14 protein-coding genes are annotated in these 16,305 nt (G+C 73.1%); 11 read left to right on the top strand and 3 right to left on the bottom strand.

Annotated elements, in window-relative coordinates:
* Positions 1 to 121: 121 nt before the first annotated feature.
* From ACL03H_RS11700 to ACL03H_RS11675, 6 genes are all read left to right on the top strand, one after another.
* Complete coding sequence (locus ACL03H_RS11700) at positions 122 to 3,706, top strand: patatin-like protein (RefSeq protein WP_412811199.1); 3,585 nt, start codon at positions 122 to 124, stop codon at positions 3,704 to 3,706.
* Between the two features lie 17 nt (positions 3,707 to 3,723).
* Entirely contained in the window at positions 3,724 to 4,755 is a 1,032-nt protein-coding gene (locus ACL03H_RS11695; protein WP_412811198.1) for a CPBP family intramembrane glutamic endopeptidase, read from the top strand.
* Positions 4,756 to 4,835: 80 nt separating this feature from the next.
* Complete coding sequence (locus tag ACL03H_RS11690) at positions 4,836 to 5,363, top strand: YflT domain-containing protein (protein WP_412811197.1); 528 nt, start codon at positions 4,836 to 4,838, stop codon at positions 5,361 to 5,363.
* A gap of 271 nt (positions 5,364 to 5,634) precedes the next feature.
* Positions 5,635 to 6,903, top strand: a complete 1,269-nt coding sequence (locus tag ACL03H_RS11685; protein WP_412811196.1) for an ABC transporter substrate-binding protein — start codon at positions 5,635 to 5,637, stop codon at positions 6,901 to 6,903.
* Positions 6,903 to 7,796, top strand: coding sequence for a carbohydrate ABC transporter permease (locus tag ACL03H_RS11680; protein ID WP_412811195.1), 894 nt, complete (start codon positions 6,903 to 6,905; stop codon positions 7,794 to 7,796). The genes ACL03H_RS11685 and ACL03H_RS11680 overlap by 1 nt, the downstream gene beginning before the upstream one ends.
* Complete coding sequence (locus ACL03H_RS11675; protein ID WP_412811194.1) at positions 7,796 to 8,635, top strand: carbohydrate ABC transporter permease; 840 nt, start codon at positions 7,796 to 7,798, stop codon at positions 8,633 to 8,635. Before ACL03H_RS11680 ends, ACL03H_RS11675 begins: the two co-directional genes overlap by 1 nt.
* A 4-nt stretch (positions 8,636 to 8,639) precedes the next feature.
* Here the strand turns inward: ACL03H_RS11675 and ACL03H_RS11670 are convergent, their stop codons facing one another.
* Together ACL03H_RS11670 and ACL03H_RS11665 are read right to left on the bottom strand one after the other, a co-directional pair.
* Entirely contained in the window at positions 8,640 to 9,131 is a 492-nt protein-coding gene (locus ACL03H_RS11670) for a CAP domain-containing protein (protein ID WP_412811193.1), read from the bottom strand.
* 650 nt (positions 9,132 to 9,781) lie between these two features.
* Positions 9,782 to 10,861, bottom strand: coding sequence for a magnesium and cobalt transport protein CorA (locus ACL03H_RS11665; RefSeq protein ID WP_412811192.1), 1,080 nt, complete (start codon positions 10,859 to 10,861; stop codon positions 9,782 to 9,784).
* Positions 10,862 to 11,840: 979 nt separating this feature from the next.
* Here ACL03H_RS11665 and ACL03H_RS11660 point away from each other — a divergent pair.
* From ACL03H_RS11660 to ACL03H_RS11640, 5 genes are all read left to right on the top strand, one after another.
* Positions 11,841 to 12,002 (top strand): hypothetical protein, encoded by a 162-nt coding sequence (locus tag ACL03H_RS11660; protein WP_412811191.1) that lies wholly within the window; start codon positions 11,841 to 11,843, stop codon positions 12,000 to 12,002.
* A 21-nt stretch (positions 12,003 to 12,023) separates the two neighbouring features.
* Positions 12,024 to 12,593, top strand: coding sequence for a PH domain-containing protein (locus ACL03H_RS11655; RefSeq protein WP_412811190.1), 570 nt, complete (start codon positions 12,024 to 12,026; stop codon positions 12,591 to 12,593).
* A gap of 179 nt (positions 12,594 to 12,772) precedes the next feature.
* Positions 12,773 to 13,645, top strand: a complete 873-nt coding sequence (locus ACL03H_RS11650; RefSeq protein WP_412811189.1) for a PHP domain-containing protein — start codon at positions 12,773 to 12,775, stop codon at positions 13,643 to 13,645.
* Positions 13,646 to 13,729: 84 nt separating this feature from the next.
* Positions 13,730 to 14,563 (top strand): RecB family exonuclease, encoded by an 834-nt coding sequence (locus ACL03H_RS11645; protein ID WP_412811188.1) that lies wholly within the window; start codon positions 13,730 to 13,732, stop codon positions 14,561 to 14,563.
* On the top strand, positions 14,560 to 15,084 hold the full coding sequence (locus ACL03H_RS11640; protein WP_412811187.1) for a hypothetical protein: 525 nt from the start codon (positions 14,560 to 14,562) through the stop codon (positions 15,082 to 15,084). The genes ACL03H_RS11645 and ACL03H_RS11640 overlap by 4 nt, the downstream gene beginning before the upstream one ends.
* Positions 15,085 to 15,249: 165 nt before the next feature.
* Here the strand turns inward: ACL03H_RS11640 and ACL03H_RS11635 are convergent, their stop codons facing one another.
* Positions 15,250 to 16,215 carry a hypothetical protein gene (locus tag ACL03H_RS11635; protein ID WP_412811186.1) on the bottom strand — a complete coding sequence of 322 codons (966 nt, stop codon included), beginning with the start codon at positions 16,213 to 16,215 and terminating at the stop codon, positions 15,250 to 15,252.
* Positions 16,216 to 16,305: the final 90 nt, after the last annotated feature.

Raw genomic sequence — 16,305 nt, 5'->3', positions numbered from 1 at the left:
CCGTGTGGAGGATCCCGCGGCCGGTGCGGCGGGGTACGTTCTGATCAACAGCGATCGCCGGGGCAGCGGACGCCGTGCCCGGGCCCGATTCCGGCGTCCGAGTCGACCGAGGGGCGGCGGCATGGCTGACCAGGATCCGGGGGCCGGGCAGGACGGGCAGCGGGCGGACGAGCGTCCGGGCTCGCGCGAGCCGGGCCCCGGGAGCGGGATCGAGAACGACCAGGAGCTGCGGCTGGCGCTGGCGATGCGCGGCGGGGCCAGCCTCGCGGTGTGGATCGGCGGTGCGGTCGCCGAGATCGACCTGCTGCGCTGCGCCACCACCGATTCCGGGCCCCCGGGGGAGGACGACGCGCACCCCTGGGCGGCGCTGGCCGGTCTCGCGGGCTACGAGTCGGTGACCGTGGACGTGCTCGCCGGGGCTTCGGCGGGCGGGCTGAACGCGACCCTGCTGTCCGCCTCGATCGTCTACGGGATGCCCTTCGAGGACATGCGCGAGCTGTGGGTGCGCCTCGCCGACCTGGAGGCGATGTGCCGGGCGGTGCCCAAGTTCTGGCACCGCCGCCCGGATTCGCTGCTGGAGGGCGACGACTACTTCCGCGCCGAGCTCGCCCGGCTGATCACCGAGCTCACCCCGGCGCCCCGGGACGCCCGCAACCTCGGTGACCGGCTGGACCTGCTGCTCACCGCGACGCTGCTGGACCCGGTGCTGGAGCGGCACTTCGACGGCCGCTCGGGGCCGCTGGTCGAGGAGCGGCGCACCGCCTCGTTCCGGTTCCGGCACCGCGGCCGCTCCGGGCAGCCGCTGTCGGACTTCGGCACCGGGGAGCGGTTCCCCGCCACCGCGCTGCGGATGGCGCAGGCCGCGCGCGCCACCTCCTCGTTCCCGTTCGCCTTCGAACCCGCGCAGGTGCACTCCGGCACCGGTGCGCCGCCGGACGGCGAGCCGGACATGTTCGGGGTGTTCTCCGAGACCAGCCCCGAGTCCCGGCCGTTCCGGGTGATCGACGGCGGCGTGCTGGACAACATCCCGGTGACCGCCGCCGTGCGGGCGATGGCCGCGGTCCCCACCGAACGTCCCAGCGCGCGCTGGCTGCTGTACCTGAACCCGGAACCCGAGGTCCCCGGGGAGGAGGGCCACCCGCTGAGCCGCCAGCTGGCGCTGCCGGTGGTGTCCACGGCGATGAGCGCCCGCATGTCCCAGGAATCGCTGTTGGCCGACATCAGGGCGCTCGAGGAGCACAACGTCGCCGTGCAGCGCACCGAGCTGCGCCGCCGCTCGGTGTTCGCCCCGCTGCTGGCGACGGAGTCCGCCGACCGGGAGGAGGAGCTGCTCGCGCAGGCGGGGAAGGTCGAGGCGGAGTACGCCGTGGTGCGCGCCGAGCTGGACGCGCAGGCGGTGCTGCGGCTGCTGGTGCGCCCCGCGGGCAGCGAGGACGGGCGGTTGCTCCCGCCGGTGGTCGGCGAACCCCTGGCGGCCTGGTCCCCGCAGGTCCGCACGGTGCTGGGGCGGCGGCTGGCGACCGGGCTCGCCCGGCTCGCGGCGGAACGACCCGCGCGGGTGTTCGACGACGTGCGCGGGCTCGCGGCAGGGGTCCAGGAGTGCCTGGGCTGGGCGCGGGACCTGGGCCGCTGGGCGAGCGCGGAGCGGCTGCCGGTGATCGGCGCGTGCAAGTCGGCGCTGTACCGGCTGCGGACCTTCGCCGAGGTGCTGGAGGGCCACGCCGACCGGTACTGGGTCGACGGCGCCCGGCTGGAGCCGGTCGTGGAGCTCGGGGAGCTGGCGGGCTGGGTGCTGCGGATCGCGGAGCGCCGCGAACGCCTGCAGCACGCGCTGCCCCCGGCGATGCGGCCGCTGCTGGAGACCGTGCTCGCCGAGGTCGAACGGGGTGAGCGCTTCCAGGGCGCGCTGGAGGACTTCGCCGCCGGGCTCGCGTCCGCGGCGCCTCCGGGGACGGACGCGGCGCCGCGCGGGGTGGACGCGGTCGCCGAGGCGCGCACCGCGCTGCACCGCATCGCCGACCGGCTCGCAGCCGCCGCCGGGCCGCGCGTCGGCGCCGACGCGCCCGAGCAGCTCGGCTACGGGCTGCTCGAGGCCACCGCGCGCCGACCCGCCGTGCTGCGCGCGCTCGTGGTGCTCACCGCCCCGCTGGACGTGGGGCGCTCGCCGGGGGACCGGATCAACTTCCTGCGGGTGGTGAGCGACGCGAGTTCACCGCTCCCGTTCGACGCGCTGCGCGGCGGCGGCAGGCTGCGCGTCGAGGACAAGGTGCGCGGCGGCGACCTCGGCAACTTCGGTGCCTTCCTGTCCGCGCGGTGGCGCGCGAACGACTGGATGTGGGGACGGCTGGACGCGGCGTCCGCACTGGTCGGGCTGCTCGTGGTGCCCGCCAGGCTGCTGCGGCACAGCGGTGGTCTCGGCCCGGAGGGCATCGCGCGGCGGCTGCGCTCGATCGTCACCACCCCGACCCGCGCCGAGCTCGCCGAGCAGGCCGGATCGGAGCAGTGGCGGGCGTTCCTCGGCGAGCTGTGGGAGCGGCACGCCGAGCGGGTCCGCGCCGAGCTCGCGGCGATGTTCGCCGATCCCGCCGACGAGCACCCGCTGACCGCGACGAAGGCCGTCGTCGTCGAGCGGCTGCACTGGACGATCGTCGCCCAGGAGCTGCCCTTCGTCCACACCGTCTCGCCCGGGGCCGATCCGGGCGAGCCCCGGTTGCCGGAGACGCCGGATCCCCGGCGGCTCATCCGCGACGTCGAGCGCTACGACGTGGGCCGCCAGCGGGTCGAGGACCTGGGGGAGCCCAGGCTGGCCTCGATGGCGACCCGCGCGGCGCTCCTGGCCTACCGGGCGGTCCGGCCCGGCACGGCCGGGGTGCTGCGGCTGCTGGGCCGGGTGGCGATGACGGTGGTCAAGCCGGTGCTCCTGCTGGTGGTGCTGGCGCTGGCGGCGCCGCGCCGGGTCGCGCTGGCCGGGCTCCTCGGCGCCACCGCGGTGGTGCTCAGCGGCGTCGCGCCCGCCGGGACGGACTCGGCCGGTTATCCGAGGGAGTACACGCTCAACTGCCCCGCCGAGGCACCGGCCGATCCGGACGCGACGATGCGCTGCCTGCTCGCCGAGCCCGCCACCGGGCTCGGTTCCCGGATCGCGGTGCTGCCGCCGGATCCCTCGTCGGTGTCGCTGCTGCGTCCGTTCACCTTCGACCCGTTCGAGATCAACGCGGGCGTGCTGGTGGCGCTGCTGCTTGTGGCGGGCTCCGGGCTGTGGCTCGGGTTCCGGCTGGCCGGGCGCGGGAGTGGAGTGGCCCGCTGGTCGCTGGGCGCGCTCCTCGCGGTGGCCGCGACCGCGCTGGTGGGGTGGGTCGCGAACACCGGGTTCACCCTCGGGCCGCAGGCGCTGGTGCTGGTGGCGGTGCTGCTGACCTGGCTCGGGTCGCTCGGCCTGCGACCGGTGGGGCGCGCGGTGGTGGCGCTCGTGACCGCGGTGGTGTTCGCGGTGGCGCTGCGGCTCGCGGAGCCCGCGGTCGGGGCGGTCGGCTGGTTGGTGCCCGCCACGATCGCCACCGCCTACGCGCACATGGTTCTCCTGTCCTCGGTGGACCTGCTGCGCCCCCGCCCGCGTCCGGCGCGCGAGTCCTCCGGAACCGGTGCGGCGAACCCCGATTCCGCTCGATCGGGTGCCGCCTCGGTGACTCCGGCGGCGGGTGGCTGAACACTAGGATCCGAGGCGTGGACGTCTTCCCGGCCGCGGCCGAACCGACGCCGGAGGCCACCGGCACCCCCTACCACCTGCTCGCCAGGGAGCACGGGACGCGGCCGCACCGCTGGTGGCGGCCGCTGGTGGCGCTGCTGGTGTTCGGGGCGCTGACCCTCGTGCTGCTGGCCGTGACGATGAGCGCGCTGAGCCTGTTCGTGCTGTTCCCGGCGGGGTTCGCCGAGTTGCGGGTGGCCTCGCTGTGGTGGGATCCGGAGCTGGTCGAGACGCTGGTGCAGGACCCCTTCGCACTGCTGTTCGTCTCGTTCGGCGCGATCGTCGCGCTGATGCCGGCCGCGCTGCTGAGCGCCGCCTGGGCGCAGCGGCGCAGCCCGCGCGAGCTGCTCGGGGTGACCGGGCGGCTGCGCTGGCGGTGGCTGGCGGAGTGCCTGCTCGGCGCGCTGGTCGTGCTCGGCGCGGCGTTCGCGCTCTCCGCGCTGCTCACCGTGCTGACCGGGCGCTCCTTCGGGCCGGGTTTCCCGGGCTGGGCCGACTACGCGCGGATCGCGGCGCTGGCGCTGCTGGTGATCCCGTTCCAGAGCGCAGCCGAGGAGATCGCCTTCCGCGGGTTCCTGCTGCAGACCGTGACCGCGTGGTTCCGCACGCCGTGGGTGGCGATCGCGGTCACCTCGGTGCTGTTCCTGTTCGGCCACGGCTACACCGACCCGCTGGTGTGGTGCGAGCTGCTGGTGATGGCCGCCGTGATGTGCTGGTTGACGCTGCGCACCGGCGGGCTGGAAGCGGCGATCGCGCTGCACGTGCTGAACAACGTGCTCACCGTCCTGGTCGGGGGCCTGGCCGGGGTGCCGGGCATCGAGCAGGCCGGGGACTTCGCGCTCGGCGACGTGGTGCCGTTCATCGCCGCGGTGCTGGTCTACGGCTGGTGGGCCGACCGCCGCGCGGCGCGGCGGGGAGCGTGGACGGTGACCGGCGGCCGGGTGCCGTTGAACCCGTGGTCGCTGCGACCCGCCACCCGAGTCGATCTCCACGCCGAGGTGACGGGGTAGCCTGGTGGCAGGGACGATCGGGGACGAATCGGGCCTCGACCGGGCCCAGTCGGCCAGTGCGCTCCACGGAGGTGTCAGCGGTGTCCTACCCGTTTTCCGGCTCGGCTCGGCCGGCGCCGGGTTCACCGAGCAACATGCCCACCCCGCCGACCGGGTGGCCGATCGGCTCCTACGGAACGTACGAGGAGGCGCAGCGCGCGGTCGACCACCTCGCCGGCTCTGACTTCCCCGTTCGCGAGGTCACCATCGTCGGCGTCGACCTGATGCTGGTCGAGCGCGTCACGGGCAAGCTGACCTGGGGCAAGGTGCTCGCGGGCGGCGCCGCCTCGGGCGCCTGGATCGGTCTGCTCATCGGTCTGGTCATGAGCATCGCGGCCCCGCCGGGGGCGGGTGCGCTGAGTTCGATGCTGGCCGGGCTCGGTGGCGGGATCGTGATCGGCATCGGGTTCGCGGCCGCCGGGTACGCGGCGATGCGCGGGCGCCGGGACTTCTCCTCGGCCAGCCAGCTGGTCGCGGGCCGCTATGACGTCCTCGCCCAGCCCCGGCACGCCGAACACGGCCGGAACCTGCTGGCACACCTGGCGATGCGCCCCCAGGCCTCCTCCTGACGCCCTTGCTCCGTTCGGGGGTCCGGATGCCTCCGCGCGATCACGTTTCGCCTCCGGTGTGATCACGGCCTCCCCCCGCTGAACTGGCTGAACACCTCCCGGCCCGCCGAGCGGGGGTCTTGCCCGGGATGATCGCTGCGCCTAGGTTGCTCTCACCGCGCCGGAGCCCGGCGCGGCGGTGACGTGCGACGGGGCGCGGGCACCGCGCGCGATGAGGCGCGGGCGCGCTCCCCTGCCGCACCGGTGGGACGTCTGGGGAGGTCCGACGACGGTGAGGGTGCTCGAACGCGGGAGCGCGGTGCGGCGCGCCGTGGCGCTGGGGGTGGCGGTGCTCGCCGCCTCCGCGGTCACGGCCTGCGGACCACCGCGGCACGCCAACACGGTGAACCTGTACTACGCGCCGGAGGAGAACCTCCAGGCGGTCGTGGACAAGTGCAACGAACGAGCGCGGGGCCGGTACGACATCGTGTACCACAAGCTGCCGCGCGACGCCGACGGCCAGCGCGAGCAGCTGGTGCGCAGGCTCGCCGCGCAGGACGACGGCATGGACGTGCTGGGGTTGGACACCACCTGGACCGCCGAGTTCGCGCGGGCCGGCTGGATCCGGGAGTGGACCGGCGAGGACCGGGCGCAGGCCGAGGCGGGCACCCTCGCGGGCCCGCTGGAGTCCGCGCGCTACGGCGGGAAGCTCTACGGGGCGCCGAAGAACACCAACGTGCAGCTGCTCTGGTACCGCTCCGACGTGGTGCGCAAGCCCCCGCGCACCTGGGACGAGATGATCGAGCAGGCCAAGCGCCTCGACGCCGAGGGCAAGCCCGCCACGATCCTCATCCCCGGTGCGCAGTTCGAGGGCTACGTGGTGCAGTACAACACCCTGCTCGCCTCGGCGGGCGGCAAGCTGATCTCCGACGACGGCACCCGTGCCGTGGTCGACGAGGGAGCGGTGCGGGCGCTCGAACAGCTCAAGGCGCTCGCCGACTCGGGCCTGACCAGCCCGTCCCTGTCCAACCAGCAGGAGGACGACATCCGGCTGGAGTTCCAGCGGGGTGACGCCGCCTTCCAGCTGAACTGGCCGTTCGTCTACCCCTCGATGCAGGAGGACGCACCGGAGATCGCGCGCGACGTGCGCTGGGCGCGCTACCCGAGCTCCGACCCGCAGCGGCCCAGCAAGGTGACCATCGGCGGGTTCAACCTCGCCGTCAGCGCCTACTCGCCGCGTCCGGAGGCCGCGCACCACGCCGCGCTGTGCCTGCGCAGCCCGGACAGCCAGCGGTTCTCCGCGATCCACGACGGGGTGCCGCCGACCATCGAGTCCGTCTACGCCGCGCCGGAGATGGCCGCGGAGTACCCGATGCGGGAGACGATCCTGGAGGAGCTGCGGGACCCGGCGATCCGGCCGATCACCCCCGCGTACCAGAACGTCTCCACGGTGCTGGCGAAGCTGCTGTCCCCCGCCTCTCAGATCGACCCGCCGCGCACCGCCGAGCGGATGCGCACCGAGGTCCAGAACGCCCTCGACTCGCAGGGGGTGATGCCGTGATGTCCGCCCCGGACACCACCGCCCGCGCCGAGCGCAGGCTGGCCTGGGCGCTGTGCGCGCCCGCCGCGCTGGTCATGCTGGCCGTCACCGGCTGGCCGGTGCTCTACGCGGTGTGGCTCTCGTTCCAGCGCTTCGACCTGAAGTACCCGGACCAGCGGGAGTTCGTCGGCCTCGACAACTACGTCACGGTCCTCGGCAACCAGTACTGGTGGACCGCGTTCGGTGTCACGGTGCTCATCACCGCTGTGCAGCTGGTGATCGAGTTCGTGCTCGGCATGGCGCTGGCGCTGATCATGCACCGGGCGCTGATCGGCCGCGGCCTGGTGCGCACGGTCAGCCTGATCCCGTACGGCATCGTCACCGTGGTGGCCGCGTTCAGCTGGCGCTACGCCTGGACCCCGGACACCGGCTACCTCGCCGAGCTGATCACGCCGGGATCCGCACCGCTGACCGAGCGGGCGGCCTCGTTGGCGATCATCATCGGCGCCGAGGTGTGGAAGACGACTCCGTTCATGGCGCTGCTGCTGATGACCGGGCTCGCGCTGGTCAACGAGGACCTCCTGGAGGCCGCGCAGATCGACGGCGCGAACCGCTGGCAGCGGTTCGTCCGGGTGATGCTGCCCGTGATGAAGCCGGCGATCCTCGTCGCGCTGCTGTTCCGCACGCTCGACGCCTTCCGGGTCTTCGACAACATCGTGGTGCTCACCGAGGGCGCGCAGGACACCTCCTCGGTCTCGGTGCTGGCCTACAACAACCTGATCAAGGGCCTGAACCTCGGCATCGGCTCCACCATGTCCGTGCTGATCTTCCTCGCGGTGGCGCTGGTCGCGTTCCTGTTCGTGAAGCTGTTCGGCGCCGCCGCGCCGGGTGCCGACGAGAACGGGGGGCGCTGATGAGCCGCCGGACCCGCACGCCCGCCGACACGGCGAAGTGGACCGCGCTGAACGCGATCGTGGTGGTCTACGCGCTGGTGCCGGTGCTGTGGATCGTGTCGCTGTCGTTCAAGACCTCCGCGGGGCTCAGCGACGGCCGGTTCATCCCCGCCGAGTGGACGCTGGAGAACTACGCGGCGATCTTCCAGACCGGGGAGTTCCTGCGCGCGCTGCTGAACTCCATCGGCATCGCGCTGATCGCGACCGCCGTCGCGGTGGTGCTCGGCGCGATGGCCGCCTACGCCATCGCCCGGCTGACCTTCCCCGGCAAGCGGGTGCTGGTCGGGGCCTCCCTGCTCATCGCGATGTTCCCGCAGGTCTCGCTGGTGTCGCCGCTGTTCGAGATCGAGCGCGCGCTCGGGCTGTTCGACACCTGGCCGGGGCTGATCCTGCCGTACATCACGTTCTCGCTGCCCCTGGCGATCTACACGCTCTCGGCGTTCTTCCGCGAGATCCCGTGGCAGCTGGAGGAGGCGGCCGCGGTGGACGGCGCGACGCCCGGGCAGGCGTTCCGGAAGGTGATCGCGCCGCTGGCGGCACCGGGGGTGTTCACCACGGCCATCCTGGTGTTCATCTTCTGCTGGAACGACTTCCTGTTCGCCATCTCGCTCACCTCCACCGAGGCCTCGCGCACGGTGCCGGTGGCGCTGCAGTTCTTCACCGGGGACTCGCAGTTCGAGGACCCGACCGGCACCATCGCCGCGGCCGCCGTGGTGATCACCGTGCCGATCGTGCTGTTCGTGCTGTTCTTCCAGCGCCGGATCGTCTCCGGGCTCACCTCGGGGGCGGTGAAGGAGTGAGGGATCACGGCCCGGAGAACTCCTGGACCCAGTAGTGCCCGTAGGTGCTGCGCGGATCGAAGGCGTGGCCCACGCCGATACCGGTGAAGCCGCAGTTCTGGATGTTCGCCCGGTGCTCGGGGCTGGTCATCCACTGGTCGAAGGTCTCGGCGGCGGTGGCGTTGCCCGCGGCGATGTTCTCGCCCGCCCGGCCCTCGGGGAGCGGTACCGGGGGCCCGGCGCCGCCGCTCCTCGCGGGGGAGGTGGCGTCGGAGTGCGCGAAGAAGTCGTTCGTCGCCATGTCGGCGGCGTGCGCCTGCGCGGAGCGGTCCAGCTCGGGCACCGGCGCCAGCGGACCGCAGCCCGACTCGGCGCGGGCCGCGTTGGTGCGGTCGACGATCTCGGCCGTGCCGCCGGCGGGCGGAGCCGCCTGCGTGGACGGCGCGGCGAGCGCCGCGGCGAGCACCGCGCTCAGCAGGAGCGGCCTGCTGGACGCGGGACGGGACAGGGCGGACATCCGCACCACTCCTCGACGAGTCGGGTCTCAGGTGCGGACAGTTCTAACCCGGATTTCCGGCCGCCGAGCCGGGAACCGGCGGAACGGGTGAGCCGCGCAGGCGGCGCGGATCACCCGATCGAGAACCGATCAGTCCATTGAGGATGGTGTCAGGACTGCTGCGCGATGATGATGAACAGCGTCAGGATCCACCCCATGAGCAGGGTGGCGAGGACGGCGATCTTGTTCGTGGCGAGACGGGTCATGGCGGTGCCTCCCGGCAGCGTGAGATCAGGTGCAGGACGAGCTGTCGTCTCACGATGTGGGGTCGGCGCGGCCGCCGGGCGCGGATCAGCGCGAGGTGCGCTCCCGCGAGCGGTCGAGCGGCGCGGCCCACATCGCGCCGGGTTTTCGGACCCGGCGCGGCACGGGACTTCGCCCTGGCTCCGCGTTCCCCGATCTGGTCAGCGGTGGCCTGCGGCGGGCGTGCACCCGGTGCCCCATCGCGGGTCGGTCGAACCGGACGATCGGCATGGCCACCTCCTCGCTCCTCGCATCGCGCACCGGGATCAGCACGGTGGCGGTGGTGCGGCGACCGCGCGAGCTGCGCGCGGCGGTCGAGCCTCCGCGAACACCATCGCTCGAACGGTCGATTCCGTTACGGCGCGCGATCACAGCCACTTGTTCCGCCGGAAGATCTTGAACAGCGTCACGCAGGCGCCCAGCATCACCAGCAGCGTGGCGGGATAGCCGAACTTCCAGCCGAGTTCCGGCATCACGTCGAAGTTCATCCCGTAGATCCCGGCGATCATGGTCGGGGTGGACACGATCGCGACCCACGCGGAGATCTTGCGCATGTCGGTGTTCTGCTGGAGCGTGATCTTGGCGAGGGTCGCGTCGACCAGCGTGGTCAGCAGCTCGTCGAAGGAGGCGACCCGCTCCGAGACGGTGGTGAGGTGGTCCTCGACGTTGCGGAAGTAGGAGCGCACCTCCTCCGGCACCAGCGGCGTGTACCCCTCGGAGAGCCGTTGCAGCGGCTTCGCCAGCGGCATCACCGCTCGGCGCAGCTCCAGGACTTCCCGCTTCATCAGGTAGATCTGCTCCGCCTCGAGCCTGGTGCGCGGGGCGAACACCGCCGCCTCCATCTCGTCGATGTCGTCCTGGATGGCCTCGGTGACCTCCAGGTACGTGTCGACGACGTGGTCGGCGATGCCGTGCAGCACCGCGGCGGGGCCGAGGCGCAGCTGCTCCGGGTCCAGCTCCAGCTGGGCCCGCACCTGGCCGAGGCTGGCGTGCCTGCCGTGCCGCACCGTGATCACGAACTCGCGTCCGACGAAGGCCATCAGCTCGCCGCTCTCGACGATCTCGCTGTTCGCGGTGAGCTTCTCGTTGGCGATGTAGCGGACCGTCTTGAGCACCATGAACAGCGTGTCGTCGTAGCGCTCCAGCTTCGGGCGCTGGTGGGCGTGCACCGCGTCCTCCACCGCGAGCTCGTGCAGCCCGAAGGTCTCGGCCAGCACGTTGAGCTGACCCTCGTCCGGCTCGTGCAGCCCGATCCAGACGAAACCGGTGCCGCGCGCGCGGACCTCCTCGATCGCGGCGGAGTGCGACCAGGTGCCCGGCAGGCGGACGCCGTCGACGTAGACGCCGCAGTCGATCACGTAGGCGGGGGAGGGGGTCGGTGCGGCGACCGCGCGGGCGATGCCACGAGCGGCGCGGTTGCGCAGTCCGAGCGAGGGAAGGCTGGGCACGGCGACCTCCAAGGGCGGGGAGGGAATCGGATCGGAGCGATCTCGAACACGTGGATCGCGCATCCCCGCCGGCGCGGCTGGACCCGGAGGTCGGCGCCTGGAGTCCGCCTAGTCGCGGGCCTTCCGGGCGGGGATGCGGTTGGTACTGCTCGGCAGGGCGCTCTCCGCACTGCTGCTCACGATCCCTCACCTCCTTCTGCCCGTGTCGCCATCGCGGCGAGTGGCCGGCACCGGCCAGCCGTTGACGATACCCGCCCGCCGCCGCCCGGTCGGCGCCGGTGCCGCGTGTGATGACGCACGGCGGAACGGGTCAGCCCGGCCCGCGACCTGCGCGGGTGGTTCGCGCATCGTTGTCCGGAAGACGTAGAAAGTCCGCTGCGTCTGGTTGGCCCGATTCCCCTGCGGGCGAACGCGCCGAGCGGGTGCCCGCGCGCCGGAGAACCCGAGCTCGGGGGCTCGCGGTGGGGTCGGTCCCGGTTCCGGGTGTGGTCAAGGTCGCAGGCCGGGTCCGCCGCGCGCCGGAGTCCCCGCCGGCGGGGAAAAGCACCACGTCACTGGGCTGCACCGACCAATCGCCCGGCTGGCGGATGCTCGCGCGGGCAGCTCCCGGCGTCGACGGGGAGGGCGGGCGGTGATCACGGAGAGTCTCGATCTGCTCCACCGGGTCGTCTCGTACCGCCGATCGATCGGTAGTACGAAGTCGCATCGGCGTGTCGGGCACCTCGGGCCGTCCTGCCCGGACCCCGGGTTCCCGTTTCGCCAGTCACGACCCGTTGCCGACAGCTGATCGGGCCACGCCGGCTGACCGGATCGCTGGGCCGTTGGTTAAGATCGTGTTCACGCAGGGTAGTCGTTCCGGACGGTTCGGCTGGGGACTGACCCAAGTGCGGGACAATGCTGCCCTACAGCCGCCGAGTGCGGTACAACAGATCGGCAGGCGCCAGCGTGTTCAATGGCATTTCGGACGGGGTGTATCGCAGTGAACCTTAAGAAGATCCTGACCTGGGCCGGGGTCGCGTTCCTCCTCTTCTTCCTCTTCTCCGCCCCACAGCAGGCCGGTGACCTGGTGAACAACATCCTGGCCAGCCTGGAAGGGGCTGCGCAGGCGGTCATCACCTTCATGCAGAACATCTTCGTGTAGCAGCGCCGAAGGGCGGTTGACGTGTTCGCGCCGAGGGATCCAGACGAGTACCTGCTCGACACCGAACGCCGGGTCATCCGGCTCCGCAGACATTGGGCCAGCCTGGTCTGGGAGTTGTTCGAGGCGATCGGGCTGCTCGTCGGCGTGGTCATGGTGTCCCAACTGCTGCCGCAGGACGGGAACCTGCCGCAGAACGTGCTCTGGTACGCGGGCCTGATCGTGCTGATCCGGTTCACGTACCAGGTTCTGGACTGGTACGTGGAGCGGATCGTCGTCACCGACAAGCGGTTCCTGATCGCCGAGGGCATCTTCACCACCAACGTGGCCATGATGCCGATCGGCAAGGTCACCGACCTCACCTTCCAGCGGACCCTGGCCGGACGCATGTTCGGTTACGGCACGCTCGTCGTCGAGTCGGCCGGTCAGATCCAGGCGCTCAACCGGATCGAGTACGTGCCCAGCCCGGACGAGGTGGAGGACGCGATCTCCTACCTCGTCTTCGGCGAGAAGAAGGCCCAGCAGGAGCGGTTCTCCATGCTCAAGGCCAGGCGCGCCGCGGTGGGCAAGAAGAAGGCCAAGCTTCCGAGCTGAGTCCGGTCGCTCGTGAACCGGGGTCGCAGGGTTCTCCTGCGGCCCCGGTTCTCGTCGGTGGGCTGGTGCGTGCGGTCCCGGGACCATCGGCGAGACTGGTGCGCGGGGGAAGGGCTCCCCGCGGTCCGCCGCGCGGCCGTGATCAGTCCCGGTGGGGGCTCCGAACGGAAAGGCCACGCTTGCGCATCGACCTGCACGCCCACTCCACCCAGTCCGACGGCACCGACACGCCCTCCGAGCTCGTCGCCACCGCGCTCGACGCGGGGCTGGACGTCGTCGCGATCACCGATCACGACACCACGGCGGGCTGGGCCGAGGCCGCCGCGGCCGTCCGCGCCGCGCCGCGCCCGATCTCCGTCCTCCCCGGCGCCGAGCTGTCCTGCAGCTGCGCGGACGGTGCGGGCCGGACCATCACCGTCCACCTGCTCGCCTACCTCTTCGACCCGACCTCGCCCGCGCTGGTCGCCGAGCAGTCCCGGTTGCGCGCGGAGCGCCGCGACCGGTTGCGGCAGATGGCCGAGCGGATGGCGGGGGAGGGCTTCCCGGTCGACCCGGAGGCGCTGATGTCCGGCCTGCCGCCGGACTCCCCGGGCGGGCGTCCGCACCTGGCGCGGCAGCTGGTGCGCGCCGGGCTGGTGACGAGCGTGGACGAGGCCTTCGCCCGGTACCTCGGCAGCAGCGGCCGGTACTACCTGCCGCGCACCGACACCCCGGTGCGGCGCGCGATCGAGATGATCCGGGACGCGGGCGGGGTCACCGTCCTCGCGCACCCCTTCGCGCGGGCGCGCGGGCCGGTGATCGGGCGCGACGTGGTGCGCGAGCTCGCGGGCAGCGGGCTCACCGGCATCGAGGTCGACCACCCGGACCACGACGAGCCGACCCGCGAGGAGCTGCGGGCGCTCTCGGCCGAGCTGGACCTGGTGCCGACCGGCAGCAGCGACTACCACGGCACCAACAAGACCATCCGGATCGGCCAGGAGACCACGGCCCCCGAGTCGCTGGAGCGCCTGATCAAGCTCAGCAGCGGCCACCCCGTCCTCACCTCGGACTGAGCGCGACGACGCCGTCGGGGGGTTTTCCCGGGGTGTCGCAGGGGGAAACGCGACGCGACCGCGCGCCTGCGTAGGGTGGAGCGGGTGCAGGGACAGCTCAGCCTCGAAGGCATCCCCGGCAAGCTGGTCCGGGTCACCCCGGCGAAGCTCGCCACGTGGGAGGCGTGCCCGCGCAAGTTCCGGATGACCTACCTGGACCGCCCCGCGCCGACGCGCTCCGGCGCCCGCGCCAACGCCACCCTCGGGGCGGTCGTGCACAACGCGCTCAAGGCGTTCTTCGAGCTGCCGGCGGCCGAGCGCACCCCCGAGCAGGCGGTGCTGCTGGTCCGGCGCTGCTGGAAGAGCGACGGCTTCGCCGACCTCCGGCAGGCCGACGAGCACCGGGAGCGCGCGCAGCGGTGGGTCGCGGACTACGTCGAGCGGCTCGACCCCGCCGCGGAGCCGGTCGCCGTGGAGCGCTGGGTCTCGGCCGCGGCGGGCACGATCATCGCGGAAGGCCGGGTGGACCGCGTCGACCGGCGCGGCGGAGCGCTGGTGATCGTGGACTACAAGACCGGGCGGCGCGCCCCCACCGACGAGGACGCCCGCGACTCGCGCGCGCTCGCCCTGTACGCGGTCGCCGCGCGCAAGACGCTGCGCGACCGCACCGGGCGGGTCGAGCTGCACCACCTGCCCACCGGCCGGGTCGGGAGCTGGGAGCACACCGAGGACTCCCTCGACGGGCACGTGCGGCGGGCGGAGGAGCTGGCGGGGGAACTCCGGACCGCCTCCGATGCGTTCGAGGAGGGGACGGGCGGGGACAGCACCTTCCCCGCGCGGCCCGGCGCGCGCTGCGGGTGGTGCGAGTTCCGCGCGCACTGCCCCGAGGGGCAGCGGGCCGCCCCGGCCGAAGCGCCGTGGGCCGGGTTGGCCGAGTGAGGGACCAGAGGGACGACATGGACATGCCCCGACGAGGGCCGCAGGACACCGCTCAGGAAGAGCGCGGTGGCCGGCACCGGCACGCGCCGCCCGCCCCGCGCGCGAGCTCCTTCTCCCCGGGGGAGCAACCGGGCACGGTGCCGTTCCGGACCCGCCCGCTGCGCCAGCAGCAGGTGCGCTGGCACGACGGCGAGGAGCCGGACGAGGCACCGGCGGGGCGGCGGGGCGCCGCCACCAGCCGGGGGACCCGGGCCGGGACCTGGTTCCGGGGGTTGACGGGATCGCTCGCGCTCGGGCTGCTGCTCGTGTCGCTCGCCCTGATCGCGGTGCAGATCTGGGCGGACCAGCAAGGCCAGGCCGGTCCGGGCATCGGCATGACCACCACCCACGTGATCGGCTCGGTGCTGGCGCTGGTGCTGCAGCGGTTCGCGGAGCGGAACCGGGACCGCCGCGGCGCCGCCGCGCTGCTGGCTCAGCTCCTGGTCGTCTTCGGGATCCTGTGGTTCTGGTGGTGGCTCTGACCCGCGTTCCGCACCAGCCGGGGCGGGAACGAGCACCGCTGGCTCGGAACGCCGCCCCGCCACCGGCGGGCAGCTGAGGTTCCGCCCCGCTCCTCGCTCGCCGGTGAACCCGCTGTCGGTGGGGCGCGTGGCCCGTCGGCGCGCCCGGCGACGCCCGCCAGCCGGTCAGCCCAGGCCGACCAGGTCCGGTCCGCGCTGCTCCAGCAGCGTGCTGCCCGCGGTGTCGATCGCGACCGGCCCGCGCCAGCGACCGCGGTCCACCGGGATCACCCGCTGCCGCGCACCGGTGACCCGGTCCAGCACGGCGATCCCGCCCGGCACCGGGACCAGCAGCTGCCCGCCGAACTCCGCGCCCGCTCCGAGCGCGTCCGGGACCGTCCAGCGCGGAGCGAAGGTGGTGGCATCCAGGGCCACCGTCCTGGTGCCGGTGTGCCAGTACAGCAGGCCTTCGGACAGCACCCCCGGCGCGTCGTCGAGCTCGTTCTCGACCTGCCGGTACTGCTCGTCGTCGAGCACCGCCAGCGGCCTGCCCGAGGCCGGACCGGAGAGCTCGGCGAACACCCGCTGCTCGGTGATCGAGGCGTCGAAGCGGGAGAGCGCGCCCGAGATCGCCCGGGCGGCGCGCGGCCGCTCCGGGCCCGCGACCGGCCCCAGCCGCACCGACCAGGTCCGGTCCGGGGAGAGCGACTCGACTCCGCCGGGCGGGACGGCGCCGCCGTCCGCGGGCACCGGGTAGTCGGCCCGCACCCCGCCGGTGGCGTTCGTGTAGACCACGAGGGCTCCGCGATCCCGGAGGTAGACCGCCGCCAGATCTGGGGTGACGGCGACGGCGGTGGCGTCCGAAGCGTTGAGGACGGTGGTGCCCACCTCCTCGGGCTCCTCGTCGTCCTCCGGCTTCGTCTTGATCACGGTCAGCCGGTCCGTCGGGTCGCCGGGGCAGTCCTCGATCACCGCGATGCGCGCGTCGCCCACCGCCGTCGAGGGGTAGGAGCAGTCCGGGCGGCGCAGGTTGTTCCCGGCGTTCTTCAGCGCCGGCATGATCCCGTACTGCTGGGTGCGCACCAGGTCCGAGCGCCAGCTCTCCAGCACTCGGTGCCCGGTGGCGGTGAGGTACTTGCCGTCGCTGAGCAACCGGGTGCCGAACTCGGTGTCGGAGTTGCGGGGGGGGGGGGGGGGGCCCCCCCCCCCCCCCCCAAAAACAACCCCACCACAACTCGCGGT

Source organism: Saccharopolyspora antibiotica (assembly GCF_047200635.1).
In the GTDB taxonomy this organism is placed as follows: Bacteria; Actinomycetota; Actinomycetes; order Mycobacteriales; family Pseudonocardiaceae; genus Saccharopolyspora_C.
This window is presented reverse-complemented; position numbering and strand designations above follow the sequence as displayed.

Coding starts and splice junctions, on each gene's coding strand:
- ACL03H_RS11700 (WP_412811199.1), top strand. CDS start 122: ATGGCTGACCAGGATCCGGGGGCCGGGCAGGACGGGCAGCGGGCGGAC.
- ACL03H_RS11680 (WP_412811195.1), top strand. CDS start 6,903: ATGTCCGCCCCGGACACCACCGCCCGCGCCGAGCGCAGGCTGGCCTGG.
- ACL03H_RS11675 (WP_412811194.1), top strand. CDS start 7,796: ATGAGCCGCCGGACCCGCACGCCCGCCGACACGGCGAAGTGGACCGCG.
- ACL03H_RS11670 (WP_412811193.1), bottom strand. CDS start 9,131: ATGTCCGCCCTGTCCCGTCCCGCGTCCAGCAGGCCGCTCCTGCTGAGC.